The organism is Allorhizobium ampelinum S4 (assembly GCF_000016285.1).
Taxonomy (GTDB): domain Bacteria; phylum Pseudomonadota; class Alphaproteobacteria; order Rhizobiales; family Rhizobiaceae; genus Allorhizobium; species Allorhizobium ampelinum.
Genome location: NC_011989.1, coordinates 308,654 through 328,212 on the forward strand (window position 1 = coordinate 308,654; position 19,559 = coordinate 328,212).

A 19,559-nucleotide genomic window follows, 5' to 3' on the forward strand; every position below is an offset into this window, starting at 1 on the left:
TAACCCGAATTTGATAGGGTTCCCATAAAATTCGGGGACATCATGGGGGACATCGATGCCAGTCAAGCTTTTGTTTGCAGCCATGGCCGGGGCCGCCATGGCTTTGCCACGGTTTAGAGCGGAAGACACGCCACCGCTGGTGGCCGCCAATGCCGATCATTTGAGCCTGCAACCAGCGCCAATCAATCCGGATTGGATTCTTGAGGGCGATCCGCAGGCCCGGCTGGCCAATCACTCACAAAGTCCTGATGAAGCAAGTTCGACAGCTGTCTGGGATTGTACCGCCGGTAGTTTCCGCTGGTATTTCGGCTGGGACGAGACCGTGGTGATCCAGGAGGGCGAAGTGCATGTGACCGCGCAGGATGGCACCGAACGGTTGCTGAAGACCGGTGACATCGCCTATTTCAAGGGTGGGACCTGGGCCACCTGGCGCATCGAGACCTATGTGCGCAAGATCGCATTTCTGCGTAAACCTTTTCCGGAGCCAATCGCGACGCTTTACCGGCTTCGAAATGCCCTGCGGAGCGGATCACGCGCGCCGATTTGAGCGGGTGAAAATTTGGCCTCTGCCGGACGTTGCGTTCGTGGTCGCCGCGTCCTAAATCTTCCTCCAAATGCAACGCGAGAAAGATTATGGCCCAGATCCGCAATGTCGCCGTCCAGATGGACCATGTATCCTCCATCAATATATCAGGGGATTCCACCTTCGCCATGAGCCTGGAGGCTCAGGCCCGGGGCTATAAGCTGTTCCACTATACACCTGATCGGCTGACCATGCGTGATGGCCGCGTCTATGCGACAGTGGAGCCGATGGAACTGCGTGATGTGAAGGGCGATCACTTCACCCTCGGCAGCCCGGAGCGCGTCGATCTGTCCACCATGGATGTGGTGCTGCTGCGCCAGGACCCGCCGTTTGACATGGCCTATATCACCGCCACGCATATGCTGGAGCGCATTCATCCGAAGACGCTTGTCGTCAACGATCCGGCCTGGGTGCGCAATTCGCCGGAAAAGATCTTCGTCACCGAATATGCCGACCTGATGCCGCCGACGCTGATCACCCGCGACCCGGCGGAAATTGCCGCTTTTCGGGCCGAACAGGGCGATATCATCCTGAAGCCGCTCTACGGCAATGGCGGGGCAGGGGTGTTCCACTCCACCCGCGACGACCGCAATTTCTCCTCGCTGATGGAAATGTTCGGCCAGATGTTCCGCGAACCCTTCATCGCCCAAGGCTATCTGCCTGCCGTGCGCAAGGGCGACAAGCGTATCATTCTGGTGGATGGCGAGCCCGTCGGCGCGATTAATCGGGTGCCTGCCGAACATGATGCGCGCTCCAACATGCATGCTGGTGGCAAGCCGGAACCGACGGAACTGACGACGCGCGAGCGCGAGATCTGCGCCCGGATCGGGCCTGCGTTGCGCGAACGCGGCTTCCTGCTGGTCGGCATTGACGTGATCGGCGATTACATGACCGAGATTAACGTCACCTCGCCAACCGGTATCCGCGAGGTGAAGAATTTCGGCGGCGCCGATATTGCCGGCCTGCTCTGGGACGCGATTGAGAAAAAGCGGTCCTGATCCTGTTCGACAATTGATCGGAGAGTGTTTTCTGCGCCCCGCCACGTTGGGTTTGCGAGAGTCTGTCAGATTCATATTGAACCAGACAGACTCTCGCTTCTTTTGTTTTCGTTTGTCTTTTCGGGAAAACCGGTTTCCACTTTTCCCTGACAAACTCTAAAACCTTTGGCGTTGCGGGGTGCCGGAAGCGTTCCCCTTTGTTCTGAAAGCGCAACCAAATACAACCATTTTGCCCTCGAAACGGGTCTTTGTTCATTTATTGTTCTTGTCGTCCTTTGTTTTTCATGCAAAACTATGGTTGCAGGAAATTGCAGCGTGCCCGTTAGGAGCTCCGCTCGATGACTTGATTTAATAAATTGATTTTAAACGCATTTTCTCTTTTTCGTCCGGCGAAATCCATGAAATTGCGTAGGGGCGGATGGACCGCTGCCGGCAAGGGGGCTGGGATATGGTTGCACGGGTTGGAACGGTTGCGTTTCAGGGGATTGATGGCGTGCCTGTCGATGTGCAGGTCATGGTCGCGCCCGGCAAGATCGGGGTGCAGATCGTCGGCCTGCCGGATAAGGCGGTGGCTGAAAGCCGGGAACGGGTTCAGGCGGCCCTGCATGCCTCCGGACTGGCACTGCCGCCCAAGCGGGTGACCATCAATCTGGCACCGGCGGACCTGCCCAAGGAAGGTTCTCATTTCGATCTGGCCATCGCCCTTGGTCTGATGGCGGCGCTGGGTGCCATTCCCGCCGATGTGCTGGGCGACTATCTTGTGGTCGGTGAGTTGAACCTGGATGGCACGATTGCCGCCGTTGCCGGTGCTCTTCCGGCGGCCATGGCTGCCAATGCGCTTGGCAAAGGGCTGATCTGCCCGGCGGATAGCGGCCCGGAGGCGGCCTGGGCGGGGGCGGACATGGATATTTTGGCTCCCCGCAGCCTGATCGCTTTGGCCAACCATTTTCGTGGTACCCAGGTCCTGACGCGCCCGAATCCGGCCAGCCGGGCGCTGCCGGGTAACCTGCCTGACCTCGCCGATATTCGCGGCCAGGAAAGCGCCAAGCGGGCGTTGGAAGTGGCTGCTGCCGGGGGCCACAACCTGCTGATGGTCGGCCCGCCAGGATCAGGCAAATCCATGCTGGCCGCCCGCCTGCCGTCCATCCTGCCGGTGTTGTCTGCACCGGAGCTTCTGGATGTGTCGATGATCCATTCCATCGCCGGGCAATTGGCCGGTGGCAAATTGTCAGACCGCAGACCATTTCGCACGCCGCATCATTCCGCCACCATGGCGGCGCTGGTTGGCGGCGGGTTGCGCGCCCGGCCGGGCGAAGCCTCGCTTGCCCATAACGGTGTGTTGTTTCTCGATGAATTTCCGGAATTTTCGCCGCAGGTGCTGGATGCCTTGCGCCAACCGCTGGAAAGCGGCGAATGCGTCATTGCCCGCGCCAATCACCGCGTCACCTATCCGGCCAGCTTCCAGTTGATTGCCGCGATGAACCCTTGCCGTTGCGGCATGGCGGGCGAACCCGGCCATACCTGCGCACGCGGCATTCGCTGCCTGACCGAATATCAGGGCCGGATTTCCGGTCCGCTGCTGGACCGGATCGATATTCGCATCGATGTCCCCGCCGTCTCAGCCATGGACCTGATCAAGCCAATGGCAGCCGAAAAAAGCGCCGATGTCGCCCGCCGCGTTGCCGTCGCCCGACAGCGGCAGACGGAACGGTTTATCGAGGCGGGCGTGCCTGAAATCCGCATGAATGCGCGGTGCTCGACGGCACTGATCGAAAAGCTGGCCGCACCGGATGCTGCTGGCTTGCAGTTATTGAGGGATGCGGCGGAGAAGTTCAAATTCTCGGCCCGCGCCTATCATCGGGTGTTAAAAGTGGCGAGGACCTTGGCCGATCTGGATGGCTCGGAGGCGCTTGGCCGGATTCATCTGGCCGAGGCGATTTCCTACCGTATTCCCTCGGAACGCCTGACGGCTGCGGCATAACGAAACAGGACTGCGCCTGCTGCTGTAGCCCTCAGACTGCTGACAAAGGCTGCATTTATCCTCGACGTCATGCTCGGCCTTGTGCCGAGTATCTACGCATGTCAATTTAAGTAACAACCTCAATGGCTTATTCAGCAACAACAGATCCTCGGGACAAGCCCGAGGATGACGAAATGCCGAGATCGGGGTTTGTCAACAAACTGAGGGCTACACCTTATGCTGTAGCCCTCGTCTTCATTGTTTGATGGGCACCAATCCCATGGGATCAGCGCATTGAATGCGATTATTCGCCAAGTCCTGCAAACAGCGCCGTCGAGAGATAGCGTTCGGCAAAGGAGGGAATGATCACCACGATGGTCTTTCCGGCATTCTCCGGGCGCTGTCCAACCTTGATGGCGGCGGTGAGGGCGGCACCTGAGGAAATGCCGACTGGCACGCCTTCCAGCCGGGCGACCAGCCGGGCCAGTTCAAATGCTTCGTCATTGGTAACGGTGACAACTTCGTCATAGATTCCGGTATCGAGGATCTTCGGGGCAAAACCGGCGCCGATGCCCTGGATCTTGTGGGGGCCGGGATTGCCGCCCGACAGAACCGGGCTGTCGGCGGGTTCCACGGCGATCACCTGAACAGACGGTTTCTTGGCCTTCAGCACCTGGCCGGTGCCGGTAATCGTGCCGCCAGTGCCGATGCCGGAAACGAAGATATCAACCTCGCCATTGGTATCGTTCCAGATTTCTTCTGCGGTGGTCTTGCGGTGGATTTCCGGATTGGCCGGGTTTTCAAACTGCTGCGGGATGATGGCGTCGGGAATGGTCGCGGCCAGTTCCTCGGCCTTGGCAATCGCGCCCTTCATGCCCTTGGGGCCTTCGGTCAGTACCAACTCGGCGCCCAACAGCGCCAGCATCTTGCGACGCTCGATGGACATGGTTTCCGGCATGGTCAGGATCAGGCGGTAGCCTTTGGCAGCAGCGGCAAAGGCCAGCGCAATGCCGGTATTGCCGGAGGTCGGCTCGACCAGAACGGTCTTGCCCGGTGTGATCGTTCCCTGGGTTTCCAGGCTCTCGATCATCGCCACACCGATGCGGTCCTTGACGGAGGCAATCGGGTTGAAGAATTCCAGCTTGGCCAGAAGATGCGCCTTGACGCCCTTTTCCTTCGCCAGCTTGTCCAGCCGCACGATGGGCGTATCGCCGATGGTCTCGGTGATCGAGCCATAGATGCGGCCACGGCCAGGCTTCTTTGCTTCAGACATGTGTGATCCTCCAGAATAACGCGCTTTGCAGCGACAATAGGATCAAATCACCCAAGCGACCAGAACCCTTTGCCTATCGCCGTGGTTCCGGGGAGAAAAAACCCGCTGCAAAACCAGCGAAAACAAATGTTTATTTCACGCCGCCTTTGTGGCGATATAGGCGGCGGTTCCGGCCAGAATGCTGGCGGCGGCCCGGTTGAGCAGTTTCAACGCGGAGGGCTGCTTCAGCAGCAGCCGCGCCTTGGCAGCCATAAGAATATAGGGAATGAGCACGGCCATCAGCACCACGAATGTCGTGCCGACCAATAGCCCGTAATCCGCCGGGCCAATGGCCTCGAGCGGAATGAGGGTCGGCACCAGGGCGACGTAGAACAGCATGGTCTTCGGGTTGCCGAGCGTCACGAACAGGCCGGACAGGAAGGATGCCATCACGCCCACACTTTTGCGCGCTTCGATATTTTGCGGCAAAAGCCCTGCCGTCCAGAGCTTCCAGGCGATATAAGCCAGGTAGAGCGTGCCTGCGAATTTGATGATCAGGAACGGCGTCACGAAGGTCTGGGCAATATAGGCAAGGCCCAGAATGACGGCGGTCAGATAGCAGAGATCACCCAGAATCAGTCCCAGCCCCATGAAAAAGGTCGGGCGAAAACCGGAGCCAAGCGCCCGCGCCACGATCGCCGTCATGCCGGGGCCGGGAATGGCGGCGGCAATGAACAGGGCTCCGGCATAGGCAAGCAGGCTGGCAAGGGTCATGGTGCATCTCCTTCAACGCCGTATTGCTAATCCTCCCGGCTGCAACTTGCAACGGTGACACGATTGAAATTGCCTGATGTCGGACTTTCTGGTCTTTTGGGGTTTATCGCCTCCCTGCCAAGGACATGTAATGCCCACCACAACGTCACTTCTTGCCTTTGCCCTGATCTGCCTTGGCATGGCGCTGACGCCCGGCCCGAATATGGTTTATCTCGTGTCACGCTCCATCTGTCAGGGGCCGATGGCCGGACTGATTTCGCTGGGTGGTGTCGCGCTGGGCTTCCTGATCTACATGCTGATGTCGGTGCTGGGGATTACGGTGTTGCTGATGGCCGTGCCCTATGCCTATGAGGCGCTGAAACTGGCCGGTGCAGCCTATCTCGCTTACCTGGCCTGGCAGGCGGTCAGGCCGGGCGGGCGTTCACCCTTTCAGGTGCGCGACCTGCCGAAGGACAGCCCGAGACGGCTGTTTGCCATGGGCCTCGTGACCAATCTCCTCAATCCGAAGGTGGCCGTTCTCTATCTGTCGTTGCTGCCGCAATTCATCGATCCGGCCAATGGCAGCGTTTTCATGCAATCACTATTGCTCGGCCTCACCCAGATCGCCATCGGCACCACGGTCAATGGGATAATCGCGCTGATGGCCGGCTCCATCGCCCTGTTTCTCAGCCGCCGTCCGCTATGGATCATGGTGCAGCGCTGGCTGATGGGGACCGTACTGGCCGTGCTGGCGGTGAGAATGGCGACACAGGCGCAGCGGTGAGGTTAAAAGTCGGCCATGGGCGACAGCATGAGCGGTTCTGCTGCTGCATCCAGCCCAAGGCCCGACATCATCAATGAACAGGAACTTTCGTAAGGTACTGGATGTCCTTCCCATGAGAGACGGTCGGGTGGGAAATAGGCTTCCACAGAGCGGGCTCGAACATTGAGATGCGATAAGATGGTGCTTAAAGGCGGAATGTCTTGAGTAACTATATCCAGAAGCTTGAAACTGCCGTCGTTGGCGTATTTCCATGCGATAACAGCCTTGAGAGAAGGCAATAGGCTCAATGTAATCGATGCATCGAAATGAGCATTGAGTAAAAACATCTCAGTCTGGCTGACAACGGCGAAGTGGTTGGAGACCGGCTGGCGACAGATGAGCATATCACGCAAGAGGGCAAGGTCCGCTTCCGATTTGAGGTTGAGTTGCCGTGCGTTGCTATTGGTGATTGGCTGAAAAGCCTGAGACGGCCCCCGAAATTTGCAATGCGGTACAATGCGAAAACCATAGGGCTGGTAGAGCGCAGGCTTGTCGGTCAGTAGAATTCCCGTTCGATATCCTGCGTGCTCTGCCCAGGCAAAGGCGCGCTGCATCAGGTCGCGATAAAGACCACGCCCCCGGAATTCCGGGCGGACTGCACCGGATTGATAGCCCGCAGCAGTCACCGTCGTCCCATTGATCATAAGGGGCATGGCGAAAGCTGAAAAATTAGCAATGCAGCGGCCGGACCGGTCAAAATATCCAAATGGCATGCATGTGGGATCGGGGCCGCCAAGTTGTTCCTGCGCACCGATATCGATACCGAAGACGTCATGCAGCAGATCGACAAGCCCTTGAAAAGCCGAGGGATCGTTGAAATATCCTTGTCGCAGTGTTAGCCCGTCCGGCGCCATGATGCCTCTCAGACCCCCGTCGAGCCAAATCCGCCCGTACCCCGCACCGTATCCGATGTTTCTGTTACCTCAATCACCTGCGCCTGCGTCACCGGCGCAATCACCATCTGGGCGATGCGCATGCCACGAGTGATGGTGAAATCCTCGGCGCCGAGATTGATCAGCAGCACTTTTACTTCTCCGCGGTAATCGCTGTCGATGGTGCCGGGGGTGTTGAGGCAGGTGATGCCGTTTTTGAAGGCGAGGCCGGAGCGGGGGCGGATCTGCGCTTCGAAACCTTGGGGGATTTCCATAATCAGCCCGGTTGGCACCAGAGCGCGTTTTCCGGGGGCAAGGGTCAGTGGCTCGGCCTCGGTTACGGCTGCGCGCAGGTCCATGCCAGCCGCACCCGCCGTCTCATAGGCGGGCAATTCCAGCCCTTCCCCATGGGGTAGACGTTTGAGATGAAGGCGTGGCGCGGACGTATCGTGCATGGAGGTATCCTTTGTTTGCCGGGGTCAATTGCATATTGAACGCCAAAACGCTAGATAACCGGCCAGTTAAAAGGAATTCCTCACATGGCCGAAACGCTCGCAGAGGCGGTCTCCCGCCGCCGCACCTTCGCTATTATCGCTCACCCGGATGCTGGTAAAACCACGCTGACCGAAAAGCTGCTGCTGTTCGGCGGCGCGATCCAGCTGGCCGGTGAGGTGAAAGCCAAGAAAGACCGGATACAGACCCGTTCGGACTGGATGAAGATCGAGCGTGAGCGCGGCATTTCCGTCGTCACCTCGGTGATGACCTTCGAATATGAGGGCAATGTCTTCAATATTCTCGATACGCCCGGCCATGAAGATTTCGCCGACGATACGTATCGCACGCTGACGGCGGTGGATGCTGCCGTCATGGTCATCGATGCTGCCAAGGGTATCGAGCCGCGCACGCTGAAATTGTTCGAAGTCTGCCGGATGCGCGATATTCCGATCATCACCTTCGTCAACAAGATGGACCGTGAAAGCCGGGATATTTTCGAGGTTCTGGATGAAGTAGAAGAAAAGCTGGCGCTGGACACCGCCCCGATTACCTGGCCGGTCGGTCGGTCGAAAAGCTTCTGCGGCTCCTATAATCTGGTCGATAACACCTTCCGTGGTTCCGACAAGCAGGTCGAGGCTTTGCCGGTCAACAGCCCGAAGAATGTCGCGGAAAACCTGCCGGAAAACGAGCGTCAGACCTTTATCGACGAGCTGGAGCTGGCGCAGGAAGCCTGCCGCCCCTTCGACCGGCAGGCCTTTCTCGAAGGCCATATGACCCCGGTGTTCTTCGGTTCGGCGCTCAGAAATTTTGGCGTGCGCGACCTGATCAATGCGCTGGGTGATTTTGCCCCGCCGCCGCGTGACCAGATGGCCGATATCCGCAAGGTGCATGCGGCGGAAGACAAGATGACCGCCTTCGTCTTCAAGATCCAGGCCAATATGGACCCCAATCACCGCGACCGCATTGCCTTTGCCCGGATCTGCTCTGGCAAGCTGGAGCGCGGCATGAAGGCGCGGCTGGCGCGCACCGGCAAGCTGATGGGCCTGACAGCGCCGCAATTCTTCTTCGCCTCGCAGCGACAATTGGCCGATACCGCCTTTGCCGGCGACGTGGTGGGCATTCCCAACCACGGCACGCTGCGCATTGGTGATACGCTGACCGAAGGCGAAGCGCTGGTGTTTCAGGGTGTGCCGAACTTTTCGCCGGAAATCCTGCGCCGCGTGCGGCTCGAAGATGCGATGAAGGCCAAGAAGCTGAAGGAAGCCTTGCAGCAAATGGCCGAAGAGGGCGTCGTGCAGCTGTTTTCGCCGGAAGACGGTTCGCCCGCCATTGTCGGCGTGGTCGGGGCCTTGCAGCTCGATGTGCTGAAAGAACGGCTTTCGGGTGAATATACCCTGCCGGTGTCGTTTGAAATGTCGCGCTTTTCCGTCTGCCGCTGGATTTCGTCAGATCAACCCGGCGAACTCGACAAGTTCATGACGGCGCGGCGCGGCGACATCTGCCGGGATCTGGACGGCGACCCGGTGTTCATGGCGCAGGATGCATTTTCGTTGCGCTATGAGGCAGAACGTTATCCGGCGATCAAGATGGTGGCCATCAAGGAATATCACGTCGCCAAGGCGGCGTGATCACTGTTGGAAAAGCTTGAGACCGCATCACGATTGAAAGATCGTGATGTGGTCTCATTCTGGTTTTACGCCGCTTCGGCAGTCTTTTCTGTTGGCATTTCCATCAGATCCGACAGGAACGTGTCACACCAATGGTTGACATCGTTGACCAGCAGATGGTCCATCATGCCCTTCCAGCGTTGCTGGCGCTCGGCAAGTGGCATATCGAGGGCGCGGGCAATGGCCTGGGCTGTGCCTTCCGTGTCGTATGGATTGACCAGTAAGGCCCCTTTCAGCTCGCGGGCGGCCCCGGCAAAGCGTGACAGGACGAGAACGCCGGGATCATCGGGGTCCTGGGCGGCAACATATTCCTTGGCAACCAGGTTCATGCCGTCACGCATCGGCGTCACCAGCCCGACCTTGGCCAGCCGATAGAGCCCAGCCAGCACCGGACGTGCCACCGAGCGGGTCATATAGCGGATCGGCACCCAATCCACCGTGCCCAGCGCGCCATTCACGCGCCCGGCCTGTTCGGCCACGGTGCGCTGCATGGCCTCATATTCCGGCACTTCAGAGCGGGATTTCGGGGTGATCTGCAAATAGGTCACCTTGCCCTGATAGTTCGGATTGGCATTGATGAAATGCTCATAGGCATCCAGCCGCTGGGTCAGGCCCTTGGAATAATCCAGCCGGTCGACGCCGATTACCAATGCCTTGCCTTCAATGCTTTGCGCGGCGCGCTTCACCATCACGTTGCGCACGGCGCGGCGCGCATAGGCGGCAAAGGCCGCTGTCTCAATGCCAATCGGATAGTGGCCCGCCTTAAACGTCCGGTCATGGGATTTGATCTTGTTGCCCGAGATCGCCTCGCCAATCCCCTCGCGTACAAGAGCTCCGACGAAATTGGCATGGTCGAAATCAGTCTGGAAGCCGACCAGATCGTAATGGGCCAGGCTTTCGATCAGTGTTTCATAGACCGGCATGGCAAACAGCACATCGGCGGGCGGAAGCGGGATGTGCAGGAAGAAACCGATCCGGTTCTTCACGCCCATCTGCCGCAATTCCTTGGCCAGCGGGATCAGATGATAATCCTGAACCCAGATCGTATCATCGGGCTTCAGCAGCGGCACGAGCCTCTCGGCAAAAAACCGGTTGACCCTGAAATAGCCGGTCATGTCCTTGCGGGCATAATCGGTCAGGTCAAGGCGGTAGTGAAACGTTGGCCACAGCACGCGGTTGGCAAAGCCGTGATAATATTCATCGACATCGCGGTCGGTTAGATCAGTCAGGGCGTAGGTGATCTTGCCATCCTCGATCATCGCAAGCTCACCGGCTTCTTCCTCGCCGCTGGAGACGCCCGACCAGCCCATCCAGATGCCGCCCTTGTCCTCAAGGGCAGCGCGCAACGCGACGGCCAAACCTCCCGCCGGCGCCTTATTGGTCTTGTCGGGTACGGGAACACGGTTGGAAACCACAACAAGTCTGCTCATATCATTGTCCTTCTTATCGTTGTTCAGCTTTAGCGGGCCAATCTGGCCAGCGTGTCACGCAGGAGCTGAGGGCTTGCCAGAGACTGGCTGGCCACGCTTCCTTCGAGATCGCCGACGCGGATCGACAGGCCGCCCAAGCGGTTGACGCATTCAAACATCGCCTCGTCGGTCACGTCGTCACCAATGGCGATGGCAACACGGTCGGTGAAAGGCGGCTCGGCCAGATAGGACTGCAAGGCCCGGCCCTTGTCGGCACTGTCAGGGCGGATTTCGACGACCATCTTGCCGCGTTGCAGCTCATAGCCGGGACCTGCCGCCTTAAAGGCATCCGCCATGGCTTTCTCCACCACGTCGGCGCAGGCGGGCGCCTGGCGATAGTGAACGGCGATGGCGGCACCCTTGTCCTCGACCAGCACGCCCGGCCAGGCCTGTTCGAGCTTCGGAAGCTCTTCCTTGACAGCCAGAAAAGCCGGGCTCGGCTCACTGCGGATGATGGTGCCTTCAACCGTTCGCCGCTCGGTGCCGTGTAATCCGGCAATCGGGAAGTGCTTTGGCGCAAACAGCCGGTCAGCATAGGCCAAGGCCCGCCCGGTCACGAGAGCAAGTGCCCCGCCCATGCGTCCTGACAGGGCGGCCAGATCGTCTGCCAGACCAACCGGCACACGGATACCATCCGGGCTCTCGGCAAGATCCAGCAAGGTACCATCAATATCGAGAAACAATGCGTAGCGGTGAGGCTCGGCCTGAAGAAGATCAAACAGCAGCGCTGCTGCGTCTTTTTGTTCGGTTCGCGCTGGCGATCGCTTGATTGCCGATTGCTGGTTTTCCATATCCCGCCTCGTTTCACACGACCTGTTGACGCCAGGATAACGACGGGTGTCCAGTTTGGTTCCCGCAAAATGCAGTTAATTGCGCAATGCAGCATAATTGGCGGGACCGTGACAGGGGCATGGAAAACTGCGATAGATCTGCACCGCCCGCCCACCTTTTCCATCAAAAGGAGCCGAGGTGTTGGAGACTATTGACTTCGACGAGGACGATCATGACCGTTCAAACAAACGATGAAACGCCTCTGCCTCGCATCGCCAATGTCTTGTCGATTGCCGGTTCCGATCCGTCTGGCGGAGCGGGTATTCAGGCGGACCTGAAGGTATTTTCGGCTTTGGGTGTCTATGGCATGGCGGCGCTGACGGCGCTGACGGCCCAGAATACCCAAGGGGTGGCAGCTGTCGAATTGCTGGATCCCATGTTCGTCGCAAGACAGGTTGAGACGGTTTTTGCCGATATCCGGGTCGATGCGGTGAAAATCGGCATGCTGGCCAATGCGGATATCGTCGGCGCGGTGGCCGCTGTGCTTTCAAGCCATCCGGCAGTGCCGGTTATCCTTGATCCGGTCATGGTTGCCAAGGGCGGGGCGGCGCTGCTGGATGACAAGGCAGTTGGCGCGCTGGTCGGGCAGCTCTTGCCGCGGGTCCGCCTGATCACCCCCAACCTGCCGGAGGCTGCCGCACTTCTGCGTGTGGCCGAGGCCGTGGACCGCGACGGCATGGAGGCACAGGCCAGGGCCTTGTTGGGACTGGGGGCCAAGGCGGTGCTTTTGAAGGGTGGGCATTTGCCCGGTAACGAGAGCCCCGATCTGCTGGTCACGCCAACGCTGACCCTGTGGCTGGAGGGCAAAAGGATTGCCACCGCCAACACTCATGGCACCGGTTGCTCGCTGTCCAGCGCGATTGCCGCCGAGCTTGCCAAGGCTGATGATAATAGGACAAACGAAGCGCTGGCGCACGCTGTTACTGTGGCAAAGGCCTGGCTGGCTGGCGCTGTTCGGTCGTCAGGGCAACTGACTGTTGGTTCCGGCCACGGGCCCGTTCATCATTTTTACCAGACATGGCCGAAATAGACGACAGAATGTTATTCCGTCTCTGACCCTGGGAGGGCGCCGATGCTGTCAAGCCAGAGGACGGAGGACCGGCGCCAGCTTTGATGTTTTGGCAGCAGGGCGTCCCGTTGGTTGATGCTACCCCAGCGGATGCCCCAGATATCGGCATCCGTGCCCTCGCCAGTCGTCAGTACGGGGGCGCCGCAGTCCGGGCAGAAGAACTGATGGCGCACGCGACCGTTGTCGCCGTATTTCACATAGGATTTCGGTGGACTTCCTGTAAAATGCAGTTTGTCGCGCGGGGTTGAAACCGTGACCCGGAATGGTGAACCTGTCAGGCGTTGGCAATCGGTGCAATGGCAAATGCCGACATTCTCAGGGTCGATTTCGGCATGATAGGTCACATTGCCACAATGGCACTGTCCATCAATCTGCATGTTCTGAGCCTCCCGCGATGCATTCTAAAGCGTGTTGCGGCTTATCAGCCTCAAGCAACACGCTTTAAGTTTTTGTTTTTACGCATGTCGTTACCGCAAAACCGCTGCACACTTTTGCGCGACATGCTCTAGGGGACTATAATGCATAAGGCTCAGCTTTCGATCCCCATGGCCTTTTCAAAATCCAGCCAACTGCGGTCCATGGCATAGGCCTTGGTGACATAGGGGATGCCAACATGGCCATAGATCACCGGCCAGAGTTGTTGCTCTGCTGTGTCCTCCTGCACGCCGGCGATCTGTTGCAGGTAGAGCACGGAGGCGAGACCGCTGCGGTCTGCACCGCCCTCGCAATGGATAAGGATGGGCTTTGGTGCGGATTTCAGCAGAGCAACCAGTTGCTCGGCCTTGTCGATGGTCAGGCCCTTGCCAGCCGACATGCGAAAATCGATGTGGCCGATGCCAAGTTCCCGGGCGGTTGCGACTTCCTGCGCATACCAGGGGGAAGGGGAGGGGCCGCGCAGATTGACGATGGTCTTGATACCGTAGCGCCCGGCATAGTCCTTGATATCGGCGGCACTCGGTTGGGCGGAGCGATAGAATTCACCAGGAATGACCTCGTGGAAATTGCCTGTCAGGCGGAGATAGCCAAGGTAAGCGCCACAGGACAGCAGACCGGTCAGGCAGGCAAGGGCGGTATAGCGGGTGGCTTTCGCCAGCAGGATGGACATGGGCTCACAGGGGTCGGATCAAATAACCATCCCCCTGTAAAACCCGAACCTGACATCGAACTGAAAGACGCGACCACCTGCCGCATCCTATCATCACAGTGTCGTCAATACGCAGTGATCAATGATCGGCCTTGATGAAGGTGCCGTTCTTCAATTCGCGCATGGCCTCCATCAGCTCTTCCCGGCTGTTCATGACGATTGGTCCATGCCAGGCGACCGGCTCCTTGATCGGCTTGCCGGTCACCAGCAGGAAGCGGATACCCTTTTCACCAGCCTGAACGGTGATTTCGTCGCCGGTATCAAAGACCACCAGCGTGCGATTGCCCGAGAGGTCACGGATATTCAGTTCTTCGCCCTGAAATTCTTTCTCGACTTTGACACCGAACGGCTTGGAGGCATCGCGGAACGAGCCGGAGCCCGCGAAAATATAGGCAAAGGCCGACCGATAGGTATCGACAGGAAAACGCTTGGTCTTGCCGGGTGGAACGGAGATATCGAGATAAACAGGCTCTGCGGCAATGCCATCGACCGGGCCGGATTTGCCCCAGAAATCGCCGCTGATCACCCGCACCGCCGTACCGTCGTCATCGACCACGACAGGAATGTCGGCGGATTTGATATCCTGATAGCGCGGCGCAGTCATTTTCAGCGAGGAGGGCAAGTTGGCCCAGAGCTGGAAGCCATGCATCTTGCCGGAAAAATCGCCCTTCGGCATTTCCTGATGCATGATGCCGCTACCTGCCGTCATCCACTGAAGGTCGCCTGCGCCAAGCTGGCCATGATTGCCGAGGCTGTCGCCATGGTCCACCGTTCCGGCCAGAACATAGGTGATGGTTTCGATACCGCGATGCGGATGCCAGGGAAAGCCGCGGATATAATCCTGCGGATCATCATTGCGAAAATCGTCCATCATCAGGAACGGATCAGTCATCGAGGGATCGCCGAAGCCGAAGACGCGGTGCAGCTTGACACCGGCCCCTTCCATGGTGGGCGTGGCGCGACTTTCGTGTTTGACGGGGCGAATGGACATCGGTCTGGCTCCTTTCGAGCGGAATATGATTTGCAGCCAATATAAGGCTTTTCAAACGCAGGCGAAGGGCATCAAGCGCAACGCAGTGTTCACAGAACGGTTCTTCACGGACCCCCGCTCTTCACAAAACACAATGCCGCACTGCGAAATGTGATTGCCGCTTTCGTCACGAATCTGACATGAAGAAAGCCGAGCTTTACGCTTCATTATACACCTTCCTTCAAGATTGGCTTTGCCGGGACAAATGAGGACCGGTCTTGCCGGAGCATGAATGCCATGTGTCGTTGGGCAGCCTATCGGGGAGAACCGCTCTTTATCGAGGAGTTGGTATCGTCACCCGCCCATTCGCTGATCGAGCAATCCGTCTGCGCCACCCGCGCCAAGACATCCACCAACGCGGACGGTTTTGGCCTTGCCTGGTACGGCGACCGGCCGGAGCCAGGCCGGTTTCGCGATGTTCTGCCTGCCTGGTCGGATTGTAACCTGAAAAGCATCGCTCGGCAGATCCGCTCGCCGCTGTTTCTGGCGCATGTGCGCGCCGCAACCCATGGCGCGACCCGGCGCGACAATTGCCACCCGTTTGTGTATGGTAACTGGTCTTTCATGCATAACGGCCAGATCGATCATTTCGACCGTATCCGCCGCGCCATGGAAAGCATGCTGGACGACGAATATTTCAACGCCCGCACTGGCTCGACGGATTCTGAGTTGTTGTTCCTACTGGCCATGCAATTCGGCATGAAGCATCGCCCGATTGCGGCGATGGCCGAGGCCATCGGTTTTGCCGAAAGGCTGAGCGCAGAGATCATTGGCACGACCCGGGTGCGTTTCACCGCCGCCTTCTCTGATGGCGAGGCGCTGTATGCGGTGCGCTATTCCACCGACGCTTTCGCCCCGACGCTGTATGCCGGGCCGATGGGACACAAGGGCGGGCATTGCCTGGTGTCCGAACCGCTCAATGATGACACGGAAACCTGGGTAGAGATCCCGCCGGGAAGCGCCGTGATCCTCAATGATGAGGGTCTGAACGTCATGGATTTCGAGCCGGAAATCGGCAACGCGCCTGCTCGGGTGACGGAAATGGCCGGCTAATCTAGAGTCTGTCAGGTTCAGATTGAACCAGACAGACTCTAGATTCTCTTGTTTTCGTTTGTCTTTTTGGGAAAACCGGATTCCACTTTTCCCTGACAAACTCTAGGTTTGCCCTGGATGCCAATAGGGCTGCGGCATCACGGTGTGCTGACTTGCCGCCTCACTTCCTCAACGAAGGTCTTCAGCGCACCACGATAGGAATCGCGGCGATAGGCAAGCGAAAGCGGTGCATCGAGGCCGGAGCCGGGCGCAAAACGACGATAGGCGACGCCGGAGGTTTCCAGCCGTGCCATGGACTGCGGAATGATCGACAGGCCAAGGCCCGCCGCCACCAGGCTGAGGGTGGAGACCAGTTTCGGTGCCTCCTGTGCGACATTCGGACTGAAGCCGGCGGCCTGGCAGGCGGCGATGATCCGGTCATACAGCCCTTGCGCCAGGGGGCGGCGATAGAGAACAAAAGTTTCTCCGGCCAGCGCGGCAAGCGCGACGGTATCCCTGTCGCCGTTTTGGCTGTGCAGGGCCAAAGGATGGGTGTCGGGCAGAGCCAGTACCATGTCTTCGATATCGACGGTCTCGATGCTGAGCGTTGGCCCCGATCCGGGCAAAGCACCTGCGGTGGCGCGGATGAAGGCCGCATCAAGCCTGCCGGCGGACAATTCACACAGAAGTTCCGTCGTAGAGCCTTCGTCCAACCGCAGTTTCAGCGACGGCGAGGAGAGCCGCATGGCCCGCACGATGCTAGGCACCAGCGGATGAAAGACTGCCGAGGTGGTAAAGCCGATGGCAAGCTCGCCGATTTCGCCGCGCGCCGCCCGTTGTGCGGCCTCAACGGCCATATCCACATCGGCAAGGATCTGTCGGGCGCGGGCGATAAACGCCACCCCCGCCTCGGTCAGCGCCATGCCGCGGGGCTGGCGGATAAACAGCGTCACCCCGACCTCTGTTTCCAGAGCCTTGATCTGCTGGCTGAGAGGTGGCTGTTGCAGGCCAAGTCGCTCCGCCGCACGGGTCAAATGGCCCTCTTCGGCGACGGTCACGGCATAGCGGAGGTGACGTAGTTCAATCATGCCATATCTTTAACATATGGAGAGTGGGTTATCCATATATTGGACATCAGGATTCGAGCGGCGTATGGAAGAGAAAAGACGAAGCGGACGATGGTCATGACGAAGACAGTTCAACGGGAGACAGTTCAGGCCGAGACAGGTCGGGCCGAGCCGCCGCTCCATCATCCCGGCATCGCCGAATTGTTTACGGGCTTTCTAGGCCTTGGCCTGATGGGGTTCGGCGGCGTATTGCCGATGGCGCGGCGGATGATGGTGGAGGACCGGCACTGGCTCTCCCCTGGCGAATTCATGGACCTGCTTGGCCTCTGTCAGTTCCTGCCGGGTGGCAATATCATCAATATGTCGGTGGCGGTTGGGTTGAAATTTCAGGGCTGGAAGGGTGCGCTGGCCGCCGCCTTCGGCCTGATTGCCGCACCGACGGCCATCGTCATCTGTCTCGGTTACATTTACGACCGTTACCGCGACAATCCGCAGGTCGAACATCTATTTGCGGGTCTGGCGGCTGCTGCATCGGGTCTGCTGATCTCGCTGGCCTGGAAAGTCCTGCAACCGCTGAAACACAAGCTCTGGGCGCTGGCCATCGTCGCCCTGTGTTTCATTGCCATTGCGGTTTTTCGATTGCCGCTGTTCGCCACCATGCTGGTTCTGGCGCCGGTCTCTATTGTTCTGAGCTGGAAATTGTCGAAATGATTGCCACCCTGATTTCTCTTGCCCTGATTTTTACGGAATTGTCGCTAATCGCCTTTGGTGGCGGCAATGCCATCCTGCCGGAAATGCAGCGCCGGGTGGTGGAGGTCCAGCATTGGATGAGCGCCAGCGAATTCAGCGCGCTGTTTGCGCTGGCCCAGGCGGCTCCCGGGCCGAATATGATGGTGGTGCCGCTGGTCGGCTGGCATGTGGCGGGCTTTGCTGGGGTGGTCGTCACCTCCATCGCCAAATTCGGTCCGTCCTCGCTGATCACCGCTGGAGCCGTGACGCTCTGGGAGCGCTTCAAGGACCGGCCCTGGCGGCGGATCGTCCAAGCCGGGCTTGCACCAATGACGGCAGGCCTCGTCACCTCCAGCGCCGCCGTGATCACCAAGGCCTCGGCAACCAGCCCAATTCTCATCGGCATTGCGACTGGCTGTGCGGTGCTGACCGCGATAACTAAGGTTCACCCGCTGATCGCGCTGGGCAGCGGCGCGCTGATTGGACTTATCTTTATTTAGGGAGATTTGAAGCCGAGCATCCCGGCAATGGTTTGGGCAAGCCGGTCGGCAACGGCATCCTTGTCCATATCCGGCCAGTCCTCGCTACGATCCTTGTAGATCAGGGTCACCCGGTTTCGGTCGCCGCCCATGATGCCGGTCTGTGGTGAAACATCGTTGGCGACGATCAGGTCTGCACCTTTACGCTCCAGCTTAGCACGGCCATTGTCCTCGACATTCTGGGTCTCCGCAGCAAAGCCGATAACCAGGGCCGGGCGTTTTTCATGGTGGCCAACCGTCTTCAGAATGTCTGGATTTTCGGTCAGCGTCAGCATCGGAGCGGCGTCGCCTGGCTGTTTCTTGATCTTGTGCTCTGATGCCATCTCGACCCGCCAGTCTGCCACCGCTGCGACCATCACGGCGATGTCGGCGGGCAGGTGGGCGAGCACAGCGTCGCGCATGTCCTCGGCTCGCTCGACATGGATCGTTTTGACGCCTGTCGGGTCTGCAAGGCTGACCGGACCTGATACCAGTGTCACCTCGGCACCCAGCCGAGCAAGAGCCCCGGCAATAGCATGGCCCTGCTTGCCGGAGGAGCGGTTGGCGATATAGCGCACGGGATCGATCGGCTCATGGGTCGGGCCTGAGGTGACAATGGCCTTTTTGCCTGCCAACGGCTTGAAGGAGTCGTCAAAACAGGCTTCGACCTTGGCGACGATCTCCAGCGGCTCGGCCATGCGGCCAAGACCTTTCTCGCCGCTTTCAGCCATTTCACCGGCCATCGGCCCGATGAACTGGATGCCATCGGCCTTGAGCTGCGCAACATTGCGCAGGGTGGCGGGATGCGCCCACATTTTCGGGTTCATGGCCGGTGCGATCAGCACGGGCCGGTCGGCGGCAAGCAGCACCGCCGAGGCCAGGTCATCAGCCAGCCCATGCGCCATTTTTGCCATCAGGTCGGCGGTCACGGGCGCAACGACGATCAGATCGCAATCACGGGCCAGCCGGATATGACCGACATCCTGTTCGTCCTCGCGAGAAAACAGGTCGGTATACACATGGGAGGCCGAAAGTGCGCCGACCGCGAGCGGCGTGATGAATTCCTGGGCGGCCCGCGTCATGATCGGGCGCACCGAGGCACCTCGCTCGCGCAGCCGCCGGATCAGCTCCAGGCTTTTATAGGCGGCAATGCCGCCGCTGATGATCAGGAGAATACGCTTATCCGTCAGCGTCATGAAAAGCCTGCCATGAAATTATCGGTGCGAACCGGACATTACCGCATAAGCGCCTGAAAGGAGAAACGATA

20 protein-coding genes are annotated in these 19,559 nt (G+C 59.1%); 9 read left to right on the top strand and 11 right to left on the bottom strand.

What is annotated here, in order from left to right:
* Window positions 1-55 precede the first annotated feature (55 nt).
* From AVI_RS01480 to AVI_RS01490, 3 genes are all read left to right on the top strand, one after another.
* Window positions 56-547 carry a cupin domain-containing protein gene (locus tag AVI_RS01480; RefSeq protein ID WP_012654772.1) on the top strand — a complete coding sequence of 164 codons (492 nt, stop codon included), beginning with the start codon at window positions 56-58 and terminating at the stop codon, window positions 545-547.
* 86 nt (window positions 548-633) lie between these two features.
* A complete protein-coding gene (gshB, locus tag AVI_RS01485) occupies window positions 634-1,581 on the top strand; it encodes a glutathione synthase (RefSeq protein ID WP_012654773.1) in 948 nt (315 codons plus the stop codon).
* Between the two features lie 448 nt (window positions 1,582-2,029).
* Complete coding sequence (locus AVI_RS01490; protein ID WP_012654774.1) at window positions 2,030-3,562, top strand: YifB family Mg chelatase-like AAA ATPase; 1,533 nt, start codon at window positions 2,030-2,032, stop codon at window positions 3,560-3,562.
* A gap of 283 nt (window positions 3,563-3,845) precedes the next feature.
* Here AVI_RS01490 and cysK read toward each other — a convergent pair whose 3' ends face one another.
* Together cysK and AVI_RS01500 are read right to left on the bottom strand one after the other, a co-directional pair.
* Window positions 3,846-4,814, bottom strand: a complete 969-nt coding sequence (gene cysK, locus AVI_RS01495) for a cysteine synthase A (protein ID WP_012654775.1) — start codon at window positions 4,812-4,814, stop codon at window positions 3,846-3,848.
* A 135-nt stretch (window positions 4,815-4,949) separates the two neighbouring features.
* Window positions 4,950-5,567 carry a LysE family translocator gene (locus AVI_RS01500; protein ID WP_012654776.1) on the bottom strand — a complete coding sequence of 206 codons (618 nt, stop codon included), beginning with the start codon at window positions 5,565-5,567 and terminating at the stop codon, window positions 4,950-4,952.
* Window positions 5,568-5,697: 130 nt separating this feature from the next.
* Between AVI_RS01500 and AVI_RS01505 the strand changes: the two genes are divergently transcribed.
* Complete coding sequence (locus AVI_RS01505; protein ID WP_012654777.1) at window positions 5,698-6,330, top strand: LysE family translocator; 633 nt, start codon at window positions 5,698-5,700, stop codon at window positions 6,328-6,330.
* Window positions 6,331-6,332: 2 nt separating this feature from the next.
* On the opposite strand, the gene AVI_RS01510 is transcribed toward AVI_RS01505, so the two are convergent.
* Both AVI_RS01510 and dut read right to left on the bottom strand, forming a co-directional pair.
* On the bottom strand, window positions 6,333-7,223 hold the full coding sequence (locus AVI_RS01510) for a GNAT family N-acetyltransferase (RefSeq protein WP_012654778.1): 891 nt from the start codon (window positions 7,221-7,223) through the stop codon (window positions 6,333-6,335).
* A gap of 8 nt (window positions 7,224-7,231) precedes the next feature.
* Window positions 7,232-7,696: a dUTP diphosphatase gene (gene dut, locus AVI_RS01515; protein ID WP_012654779.1), complete on the bottom strand. Its 465-nt coding sequence runs from the start codon at window positions 7,694-7,696 to the stop codon at window positions 7,232-7,234.
* A gap of 84 nt (window positions 7,697-7,780) precedes the next feature.
* Between dut and AVI_RS01520 the strand changes: the two genes are divergently transcribed.
* Window positions 7,781-9,364 carry a peptide chain release factor 3 gene (locus tag AVI_RS01520; protein WP_012654780.1) on the top strand — a complete coding sequence of 528 codons (1,584 nt, stop codon included), beginning with the start codon at window positions 7,781-7,783 and terminating at the stop codon, window positions 9,362-9,364.
* Window positions 9,365-9,429: 65 nt separating this feature from the next.
* Here the strand turns inward: AVI_RS01520 and otsA are convergent, their stop codons facing one another.
* Together otsA and otsB are read right to left on the bottom strand one after the other, a co-directional pair.
* On the bottom strand, window positions 9,430-10,833 hold the full coding sequence (otsA, locus tag AVI_RS01525; protein ID WP_012654781.1) for an alpha,alpha-trehalose-phosphate synthase (UDP-forming): 1,404 nt from the start codon (window positions 10,831-10,833) through the stop codon (window positions 9,430-9,432).
* Between the two features lie 29 nt (window positions 10,834-10,862).
* Complete coding sequence (otsB, locus tag AVI_RS01530) at window positions 10,863-11,663, bottom strand: trehalose-phosphatase (protein WP_012654782.1); 801 nt, start codon at window positions 11,661-11,663, stop codon at window positions 10,863-10,865.
* Window positions 11,664-11,875: 212 nt separating this feature from the next.
* Here otsB and thiD point away from each other — a divergent pair, with 212 nt between their 5' ends.
* The gene (thiD, locus tag AVI_RS01535; protein ID WP_012654783.1) at window positions 11,876-12,733 is read left to right on the top strand and encodes a bifunctional hydroxymethylpyrimidine kinase/phosphomethylpyrimidine kinase; all 858 of its coding nucleotides are present in this window, start codon (window positions 11,876-11,878) and stop codon (window positions 12,731-12,733) included.
* A gap of 11 nt (window positions 12,734-12,744) precedes the next feature.
* Here thiD and AVI_RS01540 read toward each other — a convergent pair whose 3' ends face one another.
* The 3 genes from AVI_RS01540 to AVI_RS01550 form a co-directional block, all read right to left on the bottom strand.
* On the bottom strand, window positions 12,745-13,149 hold the full coding sequence (locus AVI_RS01540; protein WP_012654784.1) for a GFA family protein: 405 nt from the start codon (window positions 13,147-13,149) through the stop codon (window positions 12,745-12,747).
* 152 nt (window positions 13,150-13,301) lie between these two features.
* The gene (locus AVI_RS01545) at window positions 13,302-13,877 is read right to left on the bottom strand and encodes a tyrosine-protein phosphatase (protein WP_012654785.1); all 576 of its coding nucleotides are present in this window, start codon (window positions 13,875-13,877) and stop codon (window positions 13,302-13,304) included.
* Between the two features lie 118 nt (window positions 13,878-13,995).
* Window positions 13,996-14,907: a pirin family protein gene (locus tag AVI_RS01550; RefSeq protein ID WP_012654786.1), complete on the bottom strand. Its 912-nt coding sequence runs from the start codon at window positions 14,905-14,907 to the stop codon at window positions 13,996-13,998.
* Between the two features lie 276 nt (window positions 14,908-15,183).
* On the opposite strand from AVI_RS01550, the gene AVI_RS01555 reads away from it, so the two are divergent.
* The gene (locus AVI_RS01555) at window positions 15,184-15,999 is read left to right on the top strand and encodes a class II glutamine amidotransferase (RefSeq protein WP_012654787.1); all 816 of its coding nucleotides are present in this window, start codon (window positions 15,184-15,186) and stop codon (window positions 15,997-15,999) included.
* A gap of 137 nt (window positions 16,000-16,136) precedes the next feature.
* Here AVI_RS01555 and AVI_RS01560 read toward each other — a convergent pair whose 3' ends face one another.
* Window positions 16,137-17,066 (bottom strand): LysR family transcriptional regulator, encoded by a 930-nt coding sequence (locus tag AVI_RS01560; protein ID WP_012654788.1) that lies wholly within the window; start codon window positions 17,064-17,066, stop codon window positions 16,137-16,139.
* Window positions 17,067-17,162: 96 nt separating this feature from the next.
* Between AVI_RS01560 and AVI_RS01565 the strand changes: the two genes are divergently transcribed.
* Together AVI_RS01565 and AVI_RS01570 are read left to right on the top strand one after the other, a co-directional pair.
* Window positions 17,163-17,756 (top strand): chromate transporter, encoded by a 594-nt coding sequence (locus tag AVI_RS01565; RefSeq protein WP_139192441.1) that lies wholly within the window; start codon window positions 17,163-17,165, stop codon window positions 17,754-17,756.
* The gene (locus AVI_RS01570) at window positions 17,753-18,274 is read left to right on the top strand and encodes a chromate transporter (RefSeq protein WP_012654790.1); all 522 of its coding nucleotides are present in this window, start codon (window positions 17,753-17,755) and stop codon (window positions 18,272-18,274) included. The genes AVI_RS01565 and AVI_RS01570 overlap by 4 nt, the downstream gene beginning before the upstream one ends.
* Here the strand turns inward: AVI_RS01570 and coaBC are convergent.
* Window positions 18,271-19,488 (bottom strand): bifunctional phosphopantothenoylcysteine decarboxylase/phosphopantothenate--cysteine ligase CoaBC, encoded by a 1,218-nt coding sequence (coaBC, locus tag AVI_RS01575; RefSeq protein WP_012654791.1) that lies wholly within the window; start codon window positions 19,486-19,488, stop codon window positions 18,271-18,273. The genes AVI_RS01570 and coaBC overlap by 4 nt on opposite strands.
* Window positions 19,489-19,559 lie beyond the last annotated feature (71 nt).

Bases quoted from the DNA above. Each gene is read 5' to 3' on its own strand.
- cysK (WP_012654775.1), bottom strand. From the start codon at position 4,814: ATGTCTGAAGCAAAGAAGCCTGGCCGTGGCCGCATCTATGGCTCGATC.
- AVI_RS01520 (WP_012654780.1), top strand. From the start codon at position 7,781: ATGGCCGAAACGCTCGCAGAGGCGGTCTCCCGCCGCCGCACCTTCGCT.
- AVI_RS01555 (WP_012654787.1), top strand. From the start codon at position 15,184: ATGTGTCGTTGGGCAGCCTATCGGGGAGAACCGCTCTTTATCGAGGAG.
- AVI_RS01505 (WP_012654777.1), top strand. From the start codon at position 5,698: ATGCCCACCACAACGTCACTTCTTGCCTTTGCCCTGATCTGCCTTGGC.
- AVI_RS01510 (WP_012654778.1), bottom strand. From the start codon at position 7,223: ATGGCGCCGGACGGGCTAACACTGCGACAAGGATATTTCAACGATCCC.
- gshB (WP_012654773.1), top strand. From the start codon at position 634: ATGGCCCAGATCCGCAATGTCGCCGTCCAGATGGACCATGTATCCTCC.
- otsB (WP_012654782.1), bottom strand. From the start codon at position 11,663: ATGGAAAACCAGCAATCGGCAATCAAGCGATCGCCAGCGCGAACCGAA.
- otsA (WP_012654781.1), bottom strand. From the start codon at position 10,833: ATGAGCAGACTTGTTGTGGTTTCCAACCGTGTTCCCGTACCCGACAAG.
- AVI_RS01560 (WP_012654788.1), bottom strand. From the start codon at position 17,066: ATGATTGAACTACGTCACCTCCGCTATGCCGTGACCGTCGCCGAAGAG.
- thiD (WP_012654783.1), top strand. From the start codon at position 11,876: ATGACCGTTCAAACAAACGATGAAACGCCTCTGCCTCGCATCGCCAAT.
- AVI_RS01570 (WP_012654790.1), top strand. From the start codon at position 17,753: ATGATTGCCACCCTGATTTCTCTTGCCCTGATTTTTACGGAATTGTCG.
- AVI_RS01500 (WP_012654776.1), bottom strand. From the start codon at position 5,567: ATGACCCTTGCCAGCCTGCTTGCCTATGCCGGAGCCCTGTTCATTGCC.
- AVI_RS01480 (WP_012654772.1), top strand. From the start codon at position 56: ATGCCAGTCAAGCTTTTGTTTGCAGCCATGGCCGGGGCCGCCATGGCT.
- AVI_RS01540 (WP_012654784.1), bottom strand. From the start codon at position 13,149: ATGCAGATTGATGGACAGTGCCATTGTGGCAATGTGACCTATCATGCC.
- AVI_RS01490 (WP_012654774.1), top strand. From the start codon at position 2,030: ATGGTTGCACGGGTTGGAACGGTTGCGTTTCAGGGGATTGATGGCGTG.
- coaBC (WP_012654791.1), bottom strand. From the start codon at position 19,488: ATGACGCTGACGGATAAGCGTATTCTCCTGATCATCAGCGGCGGCATT.
- AVI_RS01550 (WP_012654786.1), bottom strand. From the start codon at position 14,907: ATGTCCATTCGCCCCGTCAAACACGAAAGTCGCGCCACGCCCACCATG.
- AVI_RS01565 (WP_139192441.1), top strand. From the start codon at position 17,163: ATGACGAAGACAGTTCAACGGGAGACAGTTCAGGCCGAGACAGGTCGG.
- dut (WP_012654779.1), bottom strand. From the start codon at position 7,696: ATGCACGATACGTCCGCGCCACGCCTTCATCTCAAACGTCTACCCCAT.
- AVI_RS01545 (WP_012654785.1), bottom strand. From the start codon at position 13,877: ATGTCCATCCTGCTGGCGAAAGCCACCCGCTATACCGCCCTTGCCTGC.